We start from the raw sequence: 20,972 nt of genomic DNA, 5'->3' as shown, positions 1-20,972 counted from the left end.
TGATCTCACATTTGAGTAGATTTGGATAATTCTCTCTTTTCGGTTATACTTTGAAGTAGCAATTATAGTCACGGGAGCTTGGTGGGACCAGGCTGAGAGGATAGTTATAACTATCGACCGTCAAACCTGATCTGGATAATGCCAGCGGAGGAAATGGAGCTCTATTTCTATTTGTCTACTCTAAGGCCGCATCTTATACAGATGTGGCCTTTTCTATGTGTGGGGAGTAGACCGTCTCCGCTTGATCAAATCACCTTATAGGAGGAATTGAGATGACAAGCGAATTGAACAACGATCCAATCAATCTATCAGCTTTTCCAGCAAGTCAAAAAGTCTATGTAAAGGGTTCACGGTCTGATATTCAGGTCCCTATGCGGGAGATCTCACTTAGTCCAACTGCGGGCATAGACGGCGAAGAGGAGAATGCCCCAATTCATGTCTATGACACAAGTGGGGCTTACACGGATGCTAATATTCATACTGATATTCGTCAGGGGTTAGAGCCCAATCGTCTAAGCTGGATTGAGGAACGAGGGGATGTGGAAGCGTACGAAGGAAGAACCGTGAAGCCTGAAGATAACGGGAATGCAACGGGAAAAGCTGTGGCGGAAGTGTTTCCAGCGCTCCATAGAAAACCTTTGCGAGCGAAAAAGGGGCGTAATGTCTCTCAAATGCATTATGCACGCAAAGGGATTATTACTTCGGAAATGGAATACGTTGCGATTCGTGAGAATGTGACACCGGAATTTGTAAGAGATGAAGTAGCCCGCGGCCGCGCCATCATTCCAGCGAATATCAATCATCCAGAGAGTGAACCAATGATTATTGGGCGTAATTTTTTGGTAAAGATCAATGCCAATATTGGAAACTCCGCAGTATCCTCATCCATAGAGGAAGAGGTGGAGAAAATGAGATGGGCTACCCGCTGGGGTGCAGACAATATAATGGATCTCTCCACAGGTAAAAACATCCATACGACACGCGAGTGGATCATCCGTAATTCTCCTGTTCCTATTGGAACGGTGCCTATTTATCAAGCTTTGGAAAAAGTGAATGGGAAAGCGGAAGATTTAACGTGGGAAGTATACCGTGATACGCTCATTGAGCAAGCGGAGCAAGGGGTGGACTATTTTACCATTCATGCGGGAGTTCTGCTTCGTTATATCCCGTTGACGGCACAACGTATGACAGGTATTGTTTCAAGAGGTGGCTCCATTATGGCGGCATGGTGTCTTGCGCATCATCAAGAGAACTTTTTATATACACATTTTGAAGAGATATGTGAAATCATGAAGCTGTACGATGTTTCTTTTTCCCTAGGCGATGGATTACGTCCGGGTTCGATTGCTGATGCGAATGATGAAGCACAATTTGCCGAGTTAGAGACGTTAGGTGAATTAACAGCTATGGCTTGGAGTCATGATGTACAGGTGATGGTAGAGGGTCCAGGACATGTGCCGATGCACTTGATTAAAGAGAATATGGATAAGCAACTTGAAACTTGCAACGAAGCCCCTTTTTATACGTTAGGTCCACTGACTACAGATATTGCGCCGGGGTATGATCATATTACCTCTGCTATAGGTGCAGCGATGATTGGTTGGTTCGGTACAGCAATGTTATGTTACGTAACTCCGAAGGAGCATCTTGGCCTGCCTAATAAGGAAGATGTACGTGTAGGGGTCATTACTTATAAAATAGCGGCACATGCCGCAGATTTGGCGAAAGGGCATAAAGGAGCACAAGACCGGGATAACGCTCTTTCGAAAGCCCGTTTTGAATTTCGTTGGCGTGATCAATTTCATTTATCGTTAGATCCTGAGCGAGCGCTAGAATATCATGATGAGACATTGCCTGCGGAAGGCGCTAAAACAGCTCATTTTTGTTCCATGTGCGGGCCGAAATTTTGCAGTATGAAGATCTCTCATAATATCCGTAATTCGACGAGAATTGAATCAGGAATGCAAGAGAAGGCAGAAGAGTTTCTCCAAGGCGGGAGCCTCATTTATAGATAACTTTTTCTGCTAAAAAGAAATATCTAAAAGAAGTCGTCATTGGCGGCTTCTTCTTTTATACTTTGAATAGATAGGAGTTGATGAAATGGAAGCGATTCGTTCAGAGGAAGCCATTTTAGAGGATTTAAGTAATAGTTTCTATCATTTTTTTGGATTAAAAGTCCTTCATGCTACCCCAATAAAACGTGGCTGGTTAAATCTTAAATGGAAAATCACAACGGATTCAGGGCAATTTCTACTTAAACAATACAACAAAAAAAGATATAAATTGTATAACCCAGAAGAGCTGAACTTTGCCTTTTCTCAACAGAAAAGATTGTATCTACAGGGGCTCCCATGTCCCGGATTGTTGGCTTATAACAATAATGTTTTACTGGAATCAGATCAGGGAGAAACGTTTATGGCAATGGAATATTGTGAAGGCCGTGTCATAGAGCCGGGTAAGATTAATATCCATCAAATGTTTGATTTGGGTCGTGCCACAGGTAAAATGCATCGTTTATTAAATGATGGGACCATTAGTTTGAAAAGAACCCCACAATTTATTCCCCAAAGCTCTGAGGATCGTTTAGAACATTGGAATATACTCCTACAACAATCAAAGGTAATGGGTAAAACTTCACTCATCACTGACCTAGAGATACAGCTGAGAGCGACTGAAGAAATAGATCCGGAAATATTCGAAGGACTTGAAGCTGGATGGGCACATCGTGATTTATGGGTTGATAATCTTTTATTTCAAGATAGCCAATTGTCTGCAATTCTAGATTTTGATCGGTTCAAATATGATTATCCGCAGCTAGATGTGGCGCGAGCAGTGATGTCATGTGCTTTAGATGAAGATTTAGATGGAGCACTAGCTTCAGCATTTATTGACGGATATCGTGAGGAACGAACGGTGGAGCAGGGGGATTTAACAAAATCATTGCAGTTGTTGTGGTATATGGAAAGCCCGTGGTGGATTAATGCCGCGATGGACAAACATAGTGTACCTCCAAAACGTTTTGCAAAAGAAATGAATTGGCTTGCTAAGAACCTGAATAACTTGCATGCTATCTTAGGCAACTTATAGTGAAAACGATTGAATTATAGCCTAAAAGATGCATTGACCAGCAAAAGTTTGGCGCCTATAATCTTAACAAGGAAAATCCATCACATATAGAGCTATTTGTAAACGCATTCAATGAGCTTTTTCCTTATTTATCATGGAAGGAGGAGATCAAAACTATCAAGTATTTCTTTTTTTCTCATTTTCGCAAACGTTTGCACCACACGATAAGCATAAAGATCGTAGCTGCACTAAAAATTATGAGGAGGTTATTTACTTGGTATCCAAACAATCCAGGCGTTATATTTCGTGGTTAATTATTTTTTCGCTCATTTTTAGTTTATTTGGTTTATCGGGTGGAGCATCGGCCAGCAATACGGATCATACAGTCACCTACACCAATCCCACAGCGTCAGCTGTGACCTTACATTGGACTACGAATAACTGGGCTAATACTACGGACACGGTGATGACCAAAAATGGAACTACGTTCACCGCCAACCTCAATGTTCAGGAAGGCGCCACCCTAATTTATTGTTATCACATCACGGCTCCAACGGATAGTTGGGACAATAACGGCGGGAAGAACTGGACGGTTGTTATTCCGGTTGCCGGGAAATACGAAGCAGAGAGTGCATCCCTGTCTGGTGGTGCAAAAGTAAATACGAATCACACCGGATATTCGGGCACCGGTTTTGTTGATGGATACACAACTACAGGAGCAACTGCCACTTTTAACGTCCAGGCTTCCGCAGAAGGGTCCTATAATGCCACGCTTCACTATGCTAATGCATCCGGCAGTGCTAAAAAGGTGTCCATTTATGTCAATGGAATAAAGGTTACACAGACAACATTAGCCAACCTGACCAACTGGGATACATGGGCAGACCAAACAGAAACACTCTCCTTACAGGCAGGAAATAACACGCTTGCTTATAAATATGACTCAGATGATAGCGGGAATATTAATATCGACTATGTGACCCTTTCGGCCGGAGCTACACCAACACCAACGATAACTCCTACCCCAACAGTGACACCAACACCTACGGTAACTCCTACACCAACAGTGACACCAACACCTACGGTAACTCCTACACCAACAGTGACACCAACACCTACGGTAACTCCTACACCAACAGTGACGCCAACACCTACCATAACACCCACACCAACGCCAACACCTACCGTAACTCCTACACCAACGCCAACACCTACCGTAACTCCTACACCAACGCCAACAGTGACGCCAACACCTACACCTACTTCAGCGGGGCTAACCGTTCACTTTAAGAAACCAGCAAGCTGGAATGCAGCGATCCGCATCCATTACTGGAATCTGAATCCGGCAACCGTTCCGACTAGTGGAGCATGGCCGGGAATACTGATGAAATCGGACGGAAACGATTGGTATAGCTATACTGTTCCGAATGCTACAGGTGCAAGCCTGATCTTTAATGACGGCAATGGCAAACAAACGGGCGACTTATCTCGCAGCGTAAAAGAGGGCTGGTATAACTCAGATAACGTATGGTATGACGCCAATCCAGACGTTCCTAAGGTTCCGGTGATATCCGTCTCTCCTGTGCCCAAAACCTATGATTCTGCCCAAACGGTGACCCTATCCAGTACAAATAGCGGCGATAAAATTTATTATACGACCGACGGATCAACACCTACGACAACCTCAACGTTGTATACGACTCCAATCCAAGTACCTTCTTCTTTGACTATCAAAGCATTCGGCGTTAACTCTATAGGGCAAGCGGGTAATGTAGGCTCTTTTGCTTATGTGATTGATCTGAATGCCGATTTGCAAGCTCCGATTATCACTGCGAATCTGCCTGTTGGGAATTCGAGCTCAGCGGTTTCCGTATCTTTTAATATAAAAGACAACAAGGCGGCAACAACCACAGCATATTACACAGATAATGGTACGGAACCAACAACGAGTTCAAAAGTCTATATTTCAGGCAATGCACTAACATCTCTTGCGGGACCGTCTATCTTGATTAACAAGACGACAACCTTAAAATTCCTTGTGATCGATGGTGCCGGAAATGAAACCAAACAGAGTTTTGTTTATAACATTGGTAATAAGGGCGATTTTCGTGAAGATACGATTTATTTTGTAATCACTTCCCGGTTCTATGACGGTGATTCCAGTAACAACGAGCATGCATGGGAGGATGCCAAGGCAGGAAATCCGGACTCTGATCCAGCTTGGAGAGGGGATTTCAAAGGACTGATTCAAAAGCTCGATTACATTAAAGCCTTAGGATTCAGTGCCATCTGGATTACACCTGTGGTGCAGAATGCCAGCGGTTATGATTATCATGGGTACCATGCAATAAATTTTGCGAAAATAGATCCAAGATATGAATCCGCAGGGGCATCTTATCAGGATTTGATCAATGCAGCACACGCGAGAGGGATAAAGGTTATTCAAGATATTGTCGTCAATCATACCGGTAATTTTGGAGAAGAAAATCTGTTCCCGATGTTCAAAAAAGATCCGGCGGCGGCGGACACCGTGAGTAACATGCTCAAAATTACGGATAAGCTGCCAGCTAACTATGATTCCATGACCCCTGATCAGCAATATCAGGCAAGACTTGCCTTAATGAAGACTGCGGAGACTAACAATAACATTTACCATACGGAAAAAAGTCTTTCTTGGGAGTCTTACACCGTCCAGACAGGACAGATTGCGGGAGACTGTGTAGACTTAAACACAGAAAATCCTCTAGTGAATCAGTATCTAATCGACAGCTATAATCAATATATTGATATGGGTGTGGATGCTTTTCGGGTCGATACTGTAAAGCATGTAAGCCGGTATATTTTTAACAAATATTTTGTGCCGGCATGGAAAACAAGAGGAGGCTCAGACTTCTTTGTCTTTGGGGAAGTGGCTACTCGGTACAGAGATGTCTGGAACAGTGGAATTCCGGCGATATCAACACCATTTTATACTTGGAAAAGCTCAAAATCCTATCCAGGTGATGGTCAAAATGATTACGCTTCCAACAAGCTATCGGTGGAACAAGAGTGGGCAGATAACTATACTACAGCAGGACAGCCTACCTCGAACAATGCATTTTTAACAGGAAATACTTATCATACGCCTGACTATTCGATGAAATCGGGTATGGATGTCATTGATTTTCCAATGCACTGGGCCTTCAAGACTGCTCAGGAAGCATTCAGTATGAGAAGCGGTGATCAATTCTATAATGATGCTACCTGGAATGTAACTTATATTGACTCTCATGACTATGCACCTGACCAGGCACCAGAAAATCAAAGATTTGCCGGCACACAGGACACTTGGGCTGAGAATCTCGCTCTGATGTTCACCTTCCGAGGAATACCTGCGATCTATTATGGTTCTGAAATTGAGTTTAAAAAAGGATCAGTCATAGATGTAGGTCCAAATGCACCGTTAAGTACAACAGGCCGTGCTTACTTTGGCGATCATATTGAGGGTAGTGTTACTGTTCAAGATTACGGTAAATATACCAATGCTACTGGCACACTTGCAGACTCGTTAAATTATCCTCTGGCGAAACATATCAGACAACTTAATTTAATCAGAAGAGCTGTTCCTGCTTTGCAAAAAGGCCAATATTCTACAGAAAATGTATCAGGTGATTTGGCATTTAAAAGAAGATACACTGATAGTAGCAAAGGAATCGATAGCTTTGCTTTGGTTACGATCTCAGGAAATGCAACATTCACCGGAATTCCTAACGGAACTTATGTGGATGCGGTCACTGGTGATACGAAAACCGTTACCAACGGTGTGATCACAATCAACTGCTCCGGGAAAGGAAATGCGCGTGTATATGTATTGAACGGTAGTGGTGGAATCGGAGAGTCAGGAACCTATCTGAAGTAGACCCTTGTATCCATTTCATAGTTAAAAAGAAGCAACATCAGCTCGGATTCCGCAACTGGTGTTGCTTCAATTTCATATATGTGGAGAGATATTATGCATACTATAGACGTCGATTTAGTAGCAAGATTAATAAATGAACAATTTCCTAAATGGTCCGATTTAGAGATCAGGTCTGTGAAATTCAGTGGGCATGATAATCGGACTTTTCATTTAGGTGAACAGATGAGTGTGCGATTACCAAGTGCAGCCGCTTATGTTCCCCAAGTGGAGAAAGAACAACTATGGTTACCTTTTTTAAGGAAAGGACTTACGTTACCTATTTCAACACCATTAGCGAAAGGGACACCTAACAAAGAATATCCCTGGCCTTGGTCTATTAATAAGTGGCTAGAGGGAGAGACTTTATCCCATGAGAACATTAATGATCTCAATCAATTTGCGAGAGACTTGGGGAGCTTTTTAATTGAATTACAGTCTATTGATGCTAGTGGGGGACCTTTAGCAGGAGAGCATAATTTTTATAGAGGTGGGTCCTTAGCTGTATATGATGAGGAATCTAGAAATGCGATTGAGCATAATAAAGATATTTTTAATGAAGGTCTATTGAAAAAGATCTGGGAACTGGCATTAGACTCTGAATGGGAGTCAGAACCAGTTTGGGTTCATGGTGATGTCGCACCTGGAAATATATTAGTCAAAGACGGACAGCTTTGTGCAGTCATTGATTTTGGCATATTAGGGGTGGGTGATCCTGCTTGTGATGCTGCAATGGCGTGGACTTTTTTTGATGAGGCTAGTAGAAGGATCTTTAAAAAGGTATTAAACATGGATGCACAAACGTGGAATAGAGCAAGAGGGTGGGCTTTATGGAAAGCACTGATCACCTATAATGGAAATCGATATTCTAATCCAACAGTAGCGGAAGAATCCTTGAATATTATCAATCTAATAGTAGAAGACATCGAATTGTAGAAATTGAACTACATAAAACATGTAAACTAAACCATAATAGTCAATAAGCACGAATGAGCATCAGTCAGATGATAAAGTGTTGTATTTAAATCTGAAAGAAAGGAATTTGTATGAACATTTAGCGACTGACAACGATTATCATATTAGAATTATTATAAATAACTTGACAGGCCTTAATTTGGTTAATTATAATAATTATAAATAGTATCCACTCTATTCATAAATTAAACCCAAAGGAGATTAAACAATATGTCATTAATCGGAACAGAAGTACTACCATTCAAAGCAAGCGCATTTCAAGATGGGAAATTTATCGATGTTACAGAAGAAAACTTCAAAGGTAAATGGAGTGTAGTTTGCTTTTACCCAGCTGACTTCACATTCGTATGCCCAACTGAACTAGAAGATTTGCAGAACCAATATGAAACCCTCAAACAACTAGGTGTTGAAGTATATTCCGTTTCTACTGACACACACTTTACACATAAAGCATGGCATGAAAGCTCCGCAGCAATTGGCAAGGTGAAGTACATTATGATCGGCGATCCTTCCCATGTGGTTTCCCGCAACTTTGATGTATTGATCGAAGCTGACGGTCTTGCTGATCGTGGTACATTCATCATTGATCCAGACGGTGTTATTCAAACTGTTGAGATTAATGCTGGTGGTATCGGCCGTGATGCTAGCGCTCTTGTTAACAAAATTAAAGCAGCGCAATATGTACGCAATCATCCAGGTGAAGTTTGCCCAGCGAAATGGTCGGAAGGTGCAGAAACTCTTAAACCAAGTCTCGATCTTGTAGGTAAGATTTAAGGAGCGAAAGCTAAATGAAACTAGATCAAGAAATAAAAGCTCAACTAGCGCAATACCTAGAACTCTTGGAAGGCGATGTAGTACTGAAACTCAGTGCAGGCGCTGACGAGGCATCACAAGAGATGACTGAACTAGTTGATGAAATTGCCAAAATGTCAGCTAGGATTACGGTGGAAAGAACCGAACTATCTAGAACCCCAAGCTTTAGTGTAAATCGTGTGGGTGAAGATACGGGTGTAACCTTTGCCGGAACTCCGCTTGGACACGAATTTACTTCATTAGTATTGGCTCTGTTGCAGGTTAGCGGAAGAGCTCCTAAGGTTGAGCAAAGTGTAATTGATCAGATCAAAGGCATTAGTGGTGAATATAAGTTTGAAACTTATGTTAGCCTGAGCTGTCATAATTGTCCTGATGTTGTACAAGCACTGAATCTTATGAGTATCTTTAATCCGGGCATTACCCATACGATGATTGACGGTGGAGTATTCAAAGAAGAGGTAGAAAGCAAAGAAATTATGTCTGTTCCAAGCGTCTACCTTAATGGTGAATTTTTCGAAAGTGGTCGTATGACGGTTGAAGAAATTTTAGCTAAAATGGGCAGCAGTGTGGACGCATCAGAGTTTGACAATAAAGCTCCATATGATGTGCTTGTTGTCGGCAGCGGCCCAGCTGGTGCAAGTGCAGCCATTTACGCGGCACGTAAAGGTATTCGTACAGGTATTGTTGCTGAACGCTTTGGCGGACAGGTTAACGACACGCTTGGTATCGAGAACTTTATTAGTGTGAAGTACACTGAAGGTCCTCAACTCGTAGCTAAACTTGAAGAGCAGGTAAAAGAGTATGGCATTGATGTGATGAAATTGCAGCGTGTCAGACGTCTAGACAAAAATGACTTAATTGAAGTTGAACTCGAGAACGGCGCTGTTCTAAAGAGTAAGACGGTCATTCTGTCTACAGGTGCTCGCTGGCGGAATATGGGCGTGCCTGGTGAAGCTGAATTCAAGAACAAAGGTGTAGCCTACTGCCCACACTGTGATGGTCCTTTGTTTGCAGGCAAAGATGTTGCAGTTGTTGGCGGTGGTAACTCAGGTATTGAGGCAGCTATTGACCTTGCAGGTATAGTGAAGCATGTAACGGTTCTGGAATTTGCTCCAGAGCTCAAAGCTGATGCTGTGCTGCAAGATCGTCTTTATAGCCTTCCTAACGTTACTGTTCTTAAAAACGTGCAAACTAAAGAAATTACCGGAACTGATAAGGTAAATGGTATTTCTTATGTTGATCGTGCGACAGAAGAGACTCACCATGTTGAATTGCAGGGTGTATTTGTACAGATCGGTCTGGTTCCAAATACAGAATGGCTAGGTGACACAGTTGAACGTACTCGCGTAGGTGAGATTGTTGTAGATAGCCATGGTGCTACTAGCTTACCAGGAGTATTTGCTGCTGGTGACTGCACTAATAGTGCTTATAAACAAATCATTATCTCGATGGGATCCGGTGCAACTGCAGCGCTAGGAGCATTTGATTATCTGATCCGTAACTAATCGATATTATTAGTAACAGCAAGAGAACGAAAGCCCTCACTTTTCACAAAGTGGGGGCTTTTTTTTATGTTATCCGTCTTTTGTGAGAGAGAAATGGGTGTTTGTAAACTTTTTTGGAGGATTTTATGAAGATTTTCGCGAATACATATCTAAAATATGAATTAAGCAAAATTAAATATTTAGATTAAATGCATGTATGTAAGGCATGATCTGCTTAGACTTGGTGCGCTATAAATAACGTTTTGCTGGAATGGAGACTATATTTCTGTGATTAACAACATTGAATCTTTAGACAAATTTATCTCACTTATACCTATTATAAAATTATCGATCCCGGCTGATTTATCAATAGCGATATGTGATTTGGAACGGTTCGTTGCTTATTTTCCTGGCGACACCATAAATTTAAACATTAACGAAGGACAATCTTTAAACAAAGAAGAGCCGCTTTACTTAGCGATACAAGAGAATCGTACCTTGAAGTCCGATGTTCCAGCCCACTTTTATGGATTTGAGTTTACAGGTACAGCAACACCTCTTCACGATCAAACGGGTCAAGTCATTGGCGGGATTGCAGTTCAGATTCGAAGACAAAGTGAATTAAAAGCCATTGTAGAACAAATCTCGGAATCATTATCCCAAGCCAATGAGCAAATTAATAATATTTCCTTTGGCGTAAGTTCACTTTCGGATCACTCTCAGGAACTACTCATTCAATCTCAGCAGGCTGGAAAAGATGTGGAGAATACAACAGAGGTCCTATCGATTATTAACAGGGTTGCTGATCAAACGAATTTACTTGGGCTGAATGCTGCAATAGAAGCAGCGCATGCAGGTGAGAAAGGTAGAAGTTTTGAAGTCGTAGCCAAGGAAATCCGGAAATTTTCAAGGGAAACCGTTGCCTCAACGCAAAACATAAATAAAACCATGTTACAGATCAAGGGAATTACGAATCAAATGGCTAATTCGATAGAGAAGATAGCAGCTATCGGCCAAGAACAGGCGGCGTCTGTTCAGCATACTTCTACATTTATTGAGGAAATAAAGATAATGTCCCAAAAACTTAACGAGTTTGCTAATAAATTATAAAAAGAGATTCAGTAGCAGTATTTTTGTCGCAATAAAAGAAAATTTTAAACGTATATTTAAAATGATGAATGGTATAGTAAGATAGTAATGAGTAATTAACATAGGAGGAATAAATTATGTCAACGCCGCACAATGCAGCACAAAATGGTGAAATCGCCAAAACAGTATTAATGCCAGGAGATCCTTTGAGAGCGAAGTATATTGCAGAAACCTATTTGGAGAACCCAACTCAATTTAATACGGTACGTAATATGTTTGGATATACAGGAACTTATAAAGGCAAAGAGGTTTCGGTAATGGGTTCGGGAATGGGAATGCCAAGTATCGGTATTTATTCTTATGAACTATACAAAAACTATGGTGTGGAAAACATCATTCGTATCGGTAGTGCTGGAGCATACACAGATAAATTGAATTTATTTGACGTGGTGTTGGCGGATAGCGCGTGGAGTGAATCTACATATGCCTATGTGCAAAGCGGTGTAGAAGGAGATATCCAGCTGCCAAGTAAAGAATTGAACGAAGTCATTGAAGCAGCGGCTACACGTATTAACAAGCCAGTTCTGACGGCGAGAATTCATTCCAGCGATGTATTCTATCATGAAGACAATGTGCCTGGAGTTAATGAATTTTACAATGAACATGGCTGTGTTTGTGTAGAAATGGAGAGTTATGCGTTGTTCCATAATGCGAAAGTGTTAGGTAAACAAGCTGCATGTATTCTTACCATTTCTGATTCGTTAGTTACTCATGCTGTAACCACGGCAGAAGAAAGACAAAATTCTTTCAACGGCATGATGGAAGTAGCTTTAGAAGCAGCGATTTCTATTTAATAAAAAAGATTAAGTAGCTTAAAAAGTTCTACGAGCAAAAGCTTGAGAGCCTATTAAATTCAGGATTAAGTCCTGATATTTAATAGGTTTTTTTCTCATTTGTAAGGTTGTGGAAATGGATAGGTGAAGCGTGTAAATTATTGTTGTTTTTAATCAAAATTTAATGTTAAATTCGTAATAATTCTCTCGGATTATACCGATATAAAAATCAAACCAAATGGCTACAAATCTTAGAAAAGACATCTAATCTCCATATGGTGGAAGTATTTATATTTTGGTGTAATGCCAAAGGGGGAAAATTGTGATTAAGCGGAGTGGCAATCTTTTATTAGCAATAAGTTTAGTATTCTCTATCGTCAGTTCTCTGTTTATGCCTGCAGTAATTTATGCAGCACCCAGCAATAGCAATATCATAGATCAAAGCTCCACATCAGCTGGAAATTTGAGCAGTGTTGCATTTGGTAACAATGTTTTTGTAGCGGTGGGCCAAGGAGGGATATCTACATCATCAAATGGCGTAGATTGGTCTATCTCCAATAAGGCGGGGAACCCCAAACTAACTTCTATTGTGTTCGCTAATGGGCTGTTCTTAGCTATTGATGGTAGCGAAAAGGCAGTATACAATTCACTCGATGGTGAAAATTGGACAAAAAAAACGTTAGCTATCACACCGGAAAGGTTGAAAGCGGTCAATGGAAAGTTTTTTGTATGGCAGTCAGTATATAAACCTGGCACCAATCCACCTTCTTATAATGTAACTCTTCTACAATCCTCGGATGGCATTAACTGGACAGACACAGGAATCACTTCTACCAATGCAATATTCGGAATGCAAAGCTTAACGGATATTGCTTATGGCGACAACAAATATGTGGTCTCTGCTAACAATGCTGTCTATTATACCTCAACGAATCTGATCAATTGGACAACGGTTACCTTAACCGATCTTGTGATCAACCACTATAATTCTAGCTGGCCTTATGTTACGAATGTAATCTATTTAAATAATCGTTTCTTTAGTTATATCGTGACTCCTTATGCTAAAAAAGTATTCACCTCTACAGACGGTGTTAACTGGACCGTTGATGCCTCATGGGATAATAAGCAATTTTATGGGGGAGGTTCTTTAAATGGGAGCTATTTGTTGTTTGGGCAGGGCGTAATTTATAAATCTCCTGCGGCTCCGCTGGACAGCAGCCAGTGGACATCTTCGGATACCCATACAACAATGATGGTGAACAATATGGTTTACGGAAATGGCAAATATGTTGCCTCAGGGGGCAGCGGCTTGCTGGTTTCTTCTGACCTCTCGGCGTGGAGTAATGTCAGCGGTAATCTGAAAAGTATTGCTAAGGATGGTAATGGCAATTATGTTGCTGTCTCATCCGGGGAATATGGCTCTATTTACAAATCTACTAGCTCCGCAGTATGGAACGATGTCACACCCTCTAAGCTGCCGGGAATGAATGCGGTCACTTATGGAGCAGGGAAGTTTATTGCGGTTACAGATAAAGAAAACTACAATCTTAACGCCAAAGTGGTGACCTCGACCAACGGTGACACTTGGACTACGACAGATACCGGAGTGCAGGACAATCTGACAGGTATTGCTTTTGGCACAAATCAGTATATTGCAGTTTCCGATTATGGCGGAATTTATTCTTCAGTTAACGGAACCTCATGGACAGAGAGATTTAAAAATGGGGATTTTGCATTTAATACAGTAGCTTACTTGAATAATCAATTTGTAGCTCTTGGGATGAAATACAATAGTACTACTTATGAGCAAGAGAGCGTTGTTATCGCAAAATCATCGGATGGAATACAGTGGAATGTGCCCCTAGAGATTGGGTTCCCCAATACTTCTTTAAAGGGAATTGCCTATGATGGCAGAGCTTATATTCTGGTTGGAGAAGATACAATTAGCCAGCAGGCAGTAATTCTAACCACTGAGGATTTGGTAACTTTTACGAAGGTTACAATATCATCTAGCGCACTAAATAATATCAGCTTTGGTAATGGAAGTTTTCTGGCTGTTGGATTGAAGGGGGAGTTATTCTCTTCGGCAGACGGATCCACGTGGACTCAGGAAACATCAGATCTTACTTCTAATTTTAATGGCATTATTTACGATGGTACTAACTTTAAGGTCGTGGGGGATTATTTCACTAAAATGACCCTGAACCTAGGACCTACTCTTGCATATAACATCACCGCCTCAGCGGCGACGTTGACACCTGTCGTAGGTGTAGATAATGGGATTACGCTGACCGTGAAGAATTCGCTGGGCAATACGGACACTCTGTTTACCGGAACAAAAGAAGTGACGGTAACGGGTTATGGTGTTGCGCCGGACGGAACGTACGGAAGCTTAGGAAGCACCGCTTTGGCAGCTTCACCGAGCAAGATCAACGTTGATTTCGTTGCGGGTGTAGCACAGGTGAACCTGAAGCTGAATAAAGCGGGAGCACAGGCTGTTGTGTTCAGCCAAGCAGGCGTAACCTCGCCAGCGGCAACAGCGCTGAACATTACACCTGTCGCAGGCAGCACAGCGACAATGAAGCTGACCACGGGCGTAAGTGCGCCGCAGGTCAATGGCGGCAGCTTCGCGCAGCAGCCAGTAATTACTTTGCTGGATCAGTTTGGGAATGTAAACATTGGCGACAACAGTACGGTTGTTACTGTGTCGAAGAAGGATGCAGGAAGCTGGACCTTGACGGGAAATACGACATTGACGGCAGTAGCGGGCGTCATTTCCTTTACGGATCTGGGAGCCACGAATGCAGCTGGAATCACAGGAGCCCAACTGGCATTTGATGCGACAGGTCTTGCAGAGATCACTAGCGCTACCGTGAATCTTCCACAACCACAGGGAGCGCAAAGCATTACCGCCTCAGCGGCGACTTTGACACCTGTCGTAGGTGTGGATAATGGCATTACGCTGACCGTGAAGAATTCGCTGGGCGATACGGATACAACGTTCACCGGAACAAAAGAAGTGACGGTAGCGGGTTATGATGTTGCGCCGGACGGAACGTACGGAAGCTTAGGAAGTACCGCTTTGGCAGCTTCACCAAACAAGATCAACGTTAATTTCGTTGCGGGTGTAGCTCAGGTGGATCTGAAGCTGAACAAAGCTGGCGCGCAAGCGGTTATGTTCAGCCAAGCAGGTGTAGCCTCGCCAGCGGCAATGGCGCTGAACATTGTACCTGTCGCAGGTAGCACAGCGACAATGAAGCTGACCACGGGCGTAAGTGCTCCGCAAGCCAATGGCGGTAGCTTCGCGCAGCAGCCAGTAATTACTTTGCTGGATCAGTTTGGGAATGTAAACATTGGCGACAACAGTACGGTTGTTACTGTGTCGAAGAAGGATGCAGGAAGCTGGACGTTGTCGGGGAATGTGACGTTGACGGCAGTAGCGGGTGTCATTACCTTTACGGATCTGGGAGCTACGAATGCAGCTGGAATCACCGGAGCCCAACTGGCATTTGATGCGACAGGACTTACACAGATCACTAGCGCTACCGTGAATCTTCCACAACCACAGGGAGCGCAAAGCATCACTGCCTCAGCGGCGACGTTGACACCAGTTGTAGGTGTAGATAATGGCATTACGCTGACCGTGAAGAACTCGCTGGGCGACACGGACACTCTGTTTACCGGAACAAAAGAAGTGACGGTAACGGGTTATGATGTTGCGCCGGACGGAACGTACGGCAGCTTAGGAAGTACCGCTTTGGCAGCTTCACCGAGCAAGATCAACGTTGATTTCGTTGAGGGCGTAGCTCAGGTGGATCTGAAGCTGAACAAAGCGGGAGCACAGGCTGTTGTGTTCAGCCAAGCAGGCGTAGCCTCGCCAGCGGCAATGGCGCTGAACATTGCACCTGTCGCAGGCAGCACAGTGACAATGAAGCTGACCACAGGCGTAAGTGCTCCGCAAGCCAATGGCGGTAGCTTCGCGCAGCAGCCAGTAATTACTTTGCTGGATCAGTTTGGGAATGTAAACATTGGCGACAGCAGTACGGTTGTTACTGTGTCGAAGAAGGATGCAGGAAGCTGGACGTTGACGGGGAATGTGACGTTGACGGCAGTAGCGGGTGTCATTACCTTTACGGATCTGGGAGCTACGAATGCAGCTGGAATCACAGGAGCCCAACTGGCATTTGATGCGACAGGTCTTGCAGAGATCACTAGCGCTACCGTGAATCTTCCACAACCACAGGGAGCGCAAAGCATTACCGCCTCAGCGGCGACTTTGACACCTGTCGTAGGTGTGGATAATGGCATTACGCTGACCGTGAAGAATTCGCTGGGCGACACGGACACTCTGTTTACCGGAACAAAAGAAGTGACGGTATCAGGTTATGATGTTGCGCCGGACGGAACGTACGGAAGCTTAGGAAGTACCGCTTTGGCGGCTTCACCGAGCAAGATCAACGTTGATTTCGTTGAGGGTGTAGCTCAGGTGGATCTGAAGCTGAACAAAGCTGGCGCGCAAGCGGTTATGTTCAGCCAAGCAGGTGTAACCTCGCCAGCGGCAATGGCGCTGAACATTGCACCTGTCGCAGGTAGCACAGCGACAATGAAGCTGACCACGGGCGTAAGTGCCCCGCAGGCCAATGGCGGCAGCTTCGCGCAGCAGCCAGTAATTACTTTGCTGGATCAGTTTGGGAATGTAAACATTGGCGACAACAGTTCGGTTGTTACTGTGTCGAAGAAGGACGCAGGAAGCTGGACGTTGACGGGGAATACGACGTTGACGGCAGTAGCAGGTGTCATTTCCTTTACGGATCTGGGAGCTACGAATGCAGCTGGAATCACCGGAGCCCAACTGGCATTTGATGCGACAGGTCTTGCAGAGATCACTAGTGCAGTTATTGACCTTACCTGGCCTGAACTTGCTGCGCCAAGTATTGAGTCTGTAACGGCAGGAAACGGACATATTCGAATTACTTGGAGTCCCGTATATGGTACCGATAGTTACGCTGTATATCAGTCTACAGCTTCAGGTGTTTATGGAGCTGAGGTAGCTACGATAAGTGGCTCTGAGAACAGTTACGATGCTGTAGGATTAATTAATGGAACTGCTTATTATTTTATTGTTAAAGCTGTTAATCCTGATGGTATCAGTGCGGCTTCCAATGAAGTAACTAGAACGCCTCAGGTTCCAGCGCCGGGCGCGCCAATACTTCATTCACCTGTGGCAAGTAATGGCATCATCGGCTTAACATGGGATCCGGTGAAGGGTGCGATTGGATACACTATATATCAAGGTATCACTTCCGGAATCTATGAGACACAAGTGGCTACAGTAAGCGAGTCCGTCTACAACTATGATGTGACAGGGTTAACTAATGGCCAATCTTATTATTTCGTAGTTAAGGCATCTAATCCGGGCGGGGAGAGTGCAGCTTCTAACGAAGTCAGCACGAAACCAAGAACATCACCATCTGCACCTACGGGCTTAATAGCAGTAGCGGGAGATGGCGAGGCGACTGTGACATTTGCAGTTCCTGATTCGAACGGGGGAACTCCAATTACGAATTATGAGGTTACTGCTTCTCCGGGTAATATCGTAACAGTTGGGGCAACAAGTCCAATAACGGTAACAGGTCTAGCGAATGGAACAACTTATTCGTTTACAGTTAAAGCGATTAATAGCGCTGGTAGTAGTGTAGCTTCTGAAGTTTCGAACTCCGTGACACCAAAGTCATCAACGGAGGTTGAGGTTACACCTACACCGCCAACACCAACACCAACACCAACAGAATCACCGACATCAACACCGACTGCACCACCTGCAACAACTGCTCCAACTGCACCAACTGCAACAGCAGGATCCACTGCTACAGCTACACCATCTAGCAGCATGGTTGAGGTATTGGTGAACGGTAAGGTTGAAAATGCCGGAACAGCAACGATATCTGAGCATAACGGGCAGACGGTTACCACGATTGTTGTAGATCAGGCAAAAATAGAGCAACGCATCGAAAAGGAAGACCAGAATGCAATTATAACTATCCCTGTGACTGCGACTTCAGATGTGATTATTGGCGAGCTTAATGGTCAAATCATCAAAGATATGGAGCAGAAGCAGGCGCTGTTAATCATTCGTACTCCAAAGGGTACTTATACAATATCAGCAGCACAGATTGATATCAGTGCAATTTCAAAACAGTTTGGCACAGACATTGCTCTACAAGATGTGAAGGTGAAAATTTCAATTTCTGTTCCGACTGCGGATGTACTGAAAAGAATAGAAATGTTGGCAGCCAATGAAAAGCTAACGCTGGTAGCTCAGCCATTAGATTTCACGGTGAAAGTTACTTACGCTGGGAAAACTGTTGAACTCACTAAGTTTAATACCTATGTGGAAAGAACTATTCCTCTTGCGGATGGTGTAGACCTTAAGAAGATTACGACTGGGCTAGTGCTTGAAGCAGGGGGGACGATCCGCCATGTACCCACACAGATTGTTGCCATTGATGGCAAAAACTTTGCGAAAATACACAGTTTAACGAACAGTACGTATTTTGTAGTTCAAGATCCACAGAACTTCAAGGATGTCGTCACCCACTGGGCTAAGGACATTGTCAATGAGATGGCTTCCCGTAAGGTTATTAATGGAGTCGGTGACGATTTGTTTAACCCTAATCAGGAGATTACACGTGCAGAATTTGCGGCGATTATCGTACGTGGATTGGGATTGAAATTGGAGAGCGGAACAACATCCTTTACGGATGTGAAGGTCTCAGATTGGTATAATGATGCGGTGCAGACAGCTTACTCCTATAAGCTAATCAACGGTTTTGAGGATGGAGCGTTCCATCCTACAGACAAGATTACTCGGGAACAGGCGATGAGTATTATTGCTAAAGCTATGGTGATTACCGATTTGAAGACAAAACTTCCTGCCAAAGAAGCAAGCGAGCTGCTGAGCATTTACACGGATGCGAATGAAGCATCAGGCTGGGCGAAGAGTGGCATTGCAGACAGCCTGCAAGCAGGAATCATCACGGGCAGAAGCGGAAATGTACTTGCCCCACAAGCCTTCATTACGAGAGCAGAAGTTGCGGCTATCATCCAAAGATTGCTGCAACAATCAGATTTGATTTAATACACGGTTCTGATTCGAGAGGATCCTTCATGCAGGAAGAGCTGCGGAGGGTCCTCTTTATTTTATTAGGTCAGAGACAATCATTTGTTGCTTTTTTATTGACAAGAAGAAAAATCCAGTTCATAATAACATATGAACACATGCTCATATGTTATTATGAACTGGAGCTTTTGAATGTAACTGCGCAGGGCTACGAATACTATCTAGCTGAAGGTAATAGGAGGTTAAGCATGATGAACAAGAAGAAAAGACACAATCACTCGCATGGCGCTCACGGGCATCATCATTTTGATCCAAGTGGAAATAAAAAAGGGCTTATGATTGCGTTAATCATTACGGTTGGAATTATGTTTTTGGAGTTTTTTGGAGGGTTAATTACCAACAGCTTAGCCCTGTTATCGGACAGTGGGCATATGCTAAACGATGCAAGCTCTCTAGCATTAAGCCTAGTAGCGGTCTGGTTCGCAACCAAACCTGCTTCTCCGAACAAAACGTACGGATTTCATCGATTTGAAATTTTGGCGGCACTTTTAAACGGAGTTACTTTATTTGTAGTTGCTGGATTTATCATTGTAGAAGCTTATGGGCGATTTTTTGATCCGCCAACGGTTGCCAGTGGTTCTATGATGCTGATCGCAAGTATTGGTCTTTTAGCCAATGTAGCTAGTGCATGGTCGCTTATGAGAAAAGGGGATGTGAAAAATAACATTAATCTCCGTAGTGCTTATCTCCATGTGCTTGGTGATGCTTTAGGTTCGGTAGGGGCGATTATTGCCGGTTTAATTATGATGATTTTTGGCTGGTATGTTGCAGATCCTATCATAAGCGTTCTGGTTGCTCTATTGATTCTTAGAGGGGCATGGGGAATTATCAAACATACCGTTCATGTCCTTATGGAAGGCACACCGATTACAATTAATCCAGCTGAAGTAAAGGAAATCCTCGAAAGCATTGAGGGGGTTAGAAATGTTCATGACCTGCATATCTGGACCATAACTTCGGGCTTAGATTCACTCAGCTGTCATATCTTAATTGAAGAGGAAGCAGATGACCAACGCATTTTGCAGCAAGCGATTCGGTTAATTGCCGATCATTTCAAAATTCAACATACAACCATTCAGGTTGAAACTTCCGCTATAGTTCATGAAGAATTGAAAATCTAATCAATGATTTATTTTTTGAATAGAATAGGGGGGCTATAGTATAATAAAAATACGAGGAAAGGGGTGATCGGTGCATGGATAATCTGACTCACGAGCATGAATCATGCAGTACGGATGAGCGGAAAAGTCATCACTCAGATAAAACTAAAAAGAATTTGATTAGCCGGCTCAATAGAATTGAAGGTCAAGTTAGAGGGCTAAAAGGGTTAATTGAAAAAGACACCTATTGTGATGATGTGCTGCATCAAATCTCCTCGGTCCAATCTGCATTGAACGGCGTGGGCAAGCTTTTGCTGGAGCATCATATGAAAAGTTGTGTAGTGGAACGTATCCAGGATGGTGAGAACGAGGTACTGGATGAGCTATTAGTTACCATCAATAAATTAATTAGATAATTGATCAATCGGAAGGATTCCTTGGAATCCTTTTTTATTTGCTCAAATTGGGTATATATAGAGTAGGGGACTATCCTAATTG

11 protein-coding genes and 1 riboswitch are annotated in these 20,972 nt (G+C 43.2%); all 11 genes read left to right on the top strand.

Features of this window, described 5'->3' with window-relative positions; translation table 11 throughout:
- Positions 1 to 60 precede the first annotated feature (60 nt).
- Positions 61 to 170, top strand: a riboswitch (TPP riboswitch).
- 102 nt (positions 171 to 272) lie between these two features.
- Positions 273 to 2,015 carry a phosphomethylpyrimidine synthase ThiC gene (gene thiC, locus PODO_RS26445; protein WP_038573398.1) on the top strand — a complete coding sequence of 581 codons (1,743 nt, stop codon included), beginning with the start codon at positions 273 to 275 and terminating at the stop codon, positions 2,013 to 2,015.
- An 85-nt stretch (positions 2,016 to 2,100) separates the two neighbouring features.
- Positions 2,101 to 3,087 carry a phosphotransferase gene (locus PODO_RS26440; RefSeq protein ID WP_036681369.1) on the top strand — a complete coding sequence of 329 codons (987 nt, stop codon included), beginning with the start codon at positions 2,101 to 2,103 and terminating at the stop codon, positions 3,085 to 3,087.
- A 253-nt stretch (positions 3,088 to 3,340) separates the two neighbouring features.
- A complete protein-coding gene (locus PODO_RS26435; protein ID WP_169744811.1) occupies positions 3,341 to 6,964 on the top strand; it encodes an alpha-amylase family glycosyl hydrolase in 3,624 nt (1,207 codons plus the stop codon).
- A 93-nt stretch (positions 6,965 to 7,057) separates the two neighbouring features.
- Positions 7,058 to 7,936, top strand: coding sequence for an aminoglycoside phosphotransferase family protein (locus tag PODO_RS26430; RefSeq protein WP_036681371.1), 879 nt, complete (start codon positions 7,058 to 7,060; stop codon positions 7,934 to 7,936).
- A gap of 249 nt (positions 7,937 to 8,185) precedes the next feature.
- Positions 8,186 to 8,749, top strand: a complete 564-nt coding sequence (gene ahpC, locus PODO_RS26425) for an alkyl hydroperoxide reductase subunit C (protein WP_036681373.1) — start codon at positions 8,186 to 8,188, stop codon at positions 8,747 to 8,749.
- Positions 8,750 to 8,763: 14 nt separating this feature from the next.
- A complete protein-coding gene (gene ahpF, locus PODO_RS26420) occupies positions 8,764 to 10,293 on the top strand; it encodes an alkyl hydroperoxide reductase subunit F (RefSeq protein ID WP_036681374.1) in 1,530 nt (509 codons plus the stop codon).
- A gap of 267 nt (positions 10,294 to 10,560) precedes the next feature.
- A complete protein-coding gene (locus PODO_RS26415) occupies positions 10,561 to 11,382 on the top strand; it encodes a methyl-accepting chemotaxis protein (RefSeq protein WP_038573397.1) in 822 nt (273 codons plus the stop codon).
- 116 nt (positions 11,383 to 11,498) lie between these two features.
- Positions 11,499 to 12,215 (top strand): purine-nucleoside phosphorylase, encoded by a 717-nt coding sequence (gene deoD, locus PODO_RS26410; RefSeq protein WP_036681380.1) that lies wholly within the window; start codon positions 11,499 to 11,501, stop codon positions 12,213 to 12,215.
- 301 nt (positions 12,216 to 12,516) lie between these two features.
- A complete protein-coding gene (locus tag PODO_RS26405; RefSeq protein WP_038573395.1) occupies positions 12,517 to 19,332 on the top strand; it encodes an S-layer homology domain-containing protein in 6,816 nt (2,271 codons plus the stop codon).
- 230 nt (positions 19,333 to 19,562) lie between these two features.
- Complete coding sequence (locus PODO_RS26400; RefSeq protein WP_038573394.1) at positions 19,563 to 20,495, top strand: cation diffusion facilitator family transporter; 933 nt, start codon at positions 19,563 to 19,565, stop codon at positions 20,493 to 20,495.
- Positions 20,496 to 20,569: 74 nt separating this feature from the next.
- Entirely contained in the window at positions 20,570 to 20,890 is a 321-nt protein-coding gene (locus PODO_RS26395) for a metal-sensitive transcriptional regulator (protein WP_036681383.1), read from the top strand.
- Positions 20,891 to 20,972: the final 82 nt, after the last annotated feature.

Origin of the sequence: Paenibacillus odorifer (assembly GCF_000758725.1) — a bacterium.
Classification (GTDB): domain Bacteria; phylum Bacillota; class Bacilli; order Paenibacillales; family Paenibacillaceae; genus Paenibacillus_AQ; species Paenibacillus_AQ odorifer.
Note: the sequence above shows the minus strand (reverse complement) of the source record. Positions and strands in the feature narration are given on the sequence as shown.

What these genes read in the sequence shown, in the direction of transcription:
- deoD (WP_036681380.1), top strand. Translation starts at nt 11,499, where the DNA reads ATGTCAACGCCGCACAATGCAGCACAAAATGGTGAAATCGCCAAAACA.
- ahpC (WP_036681373.1), top strand. Translation starts at nt 8,186, where the DNA reads ATGTCATTAATCGGAACAGAAGTACTACCATTCAAAGCAAGCGCATTT.
- thiC (WP_038573398.1), top strand. Translation starts at nt 273, where the DNA reads ATGACAAGCGAATTGAACAACGATCCAATCAATCTATCAGCTTTTCCA.
- PODO_RS26430 (WP_036681371.1), top strand. Translation starts at nt 7,058, where the DNA reads ATGCATACTATAGACGTCGATTTAGTAGCAAGATTAATAAATGAACAA.
- PODO_RS26400 (WP_038573394.1), top strand. Translation starts at nt 19,563, where the DNA reads ATGATGAACAAGAAGAAAAGACACAATCACTCGCATGGCGCTCACGGG.
- PODO_RS26440 (WP_036681369.1), top strand. Translation starts at nt 2,101, where the DNA reads ATGGAAGCGATTCGTTCAGAGGAAGCCATTTTAGAGGATTTAAGTAAT.
- ahpF (WP_036681374.1), top strand. Translation starts at nt 8,764, where the DNA reads ATGAAACTAGATCAAGAAATAAAAGCTCAACTAGCGCAATACCTAGAA.
- PODO_RS26395 (WP_036681383.1), top strand. Translation starts at nt 20,570, where the DNA reads ATGGATAATCTGACTCACGAGCATGAATCATGCAGTACGGATGAGCGG.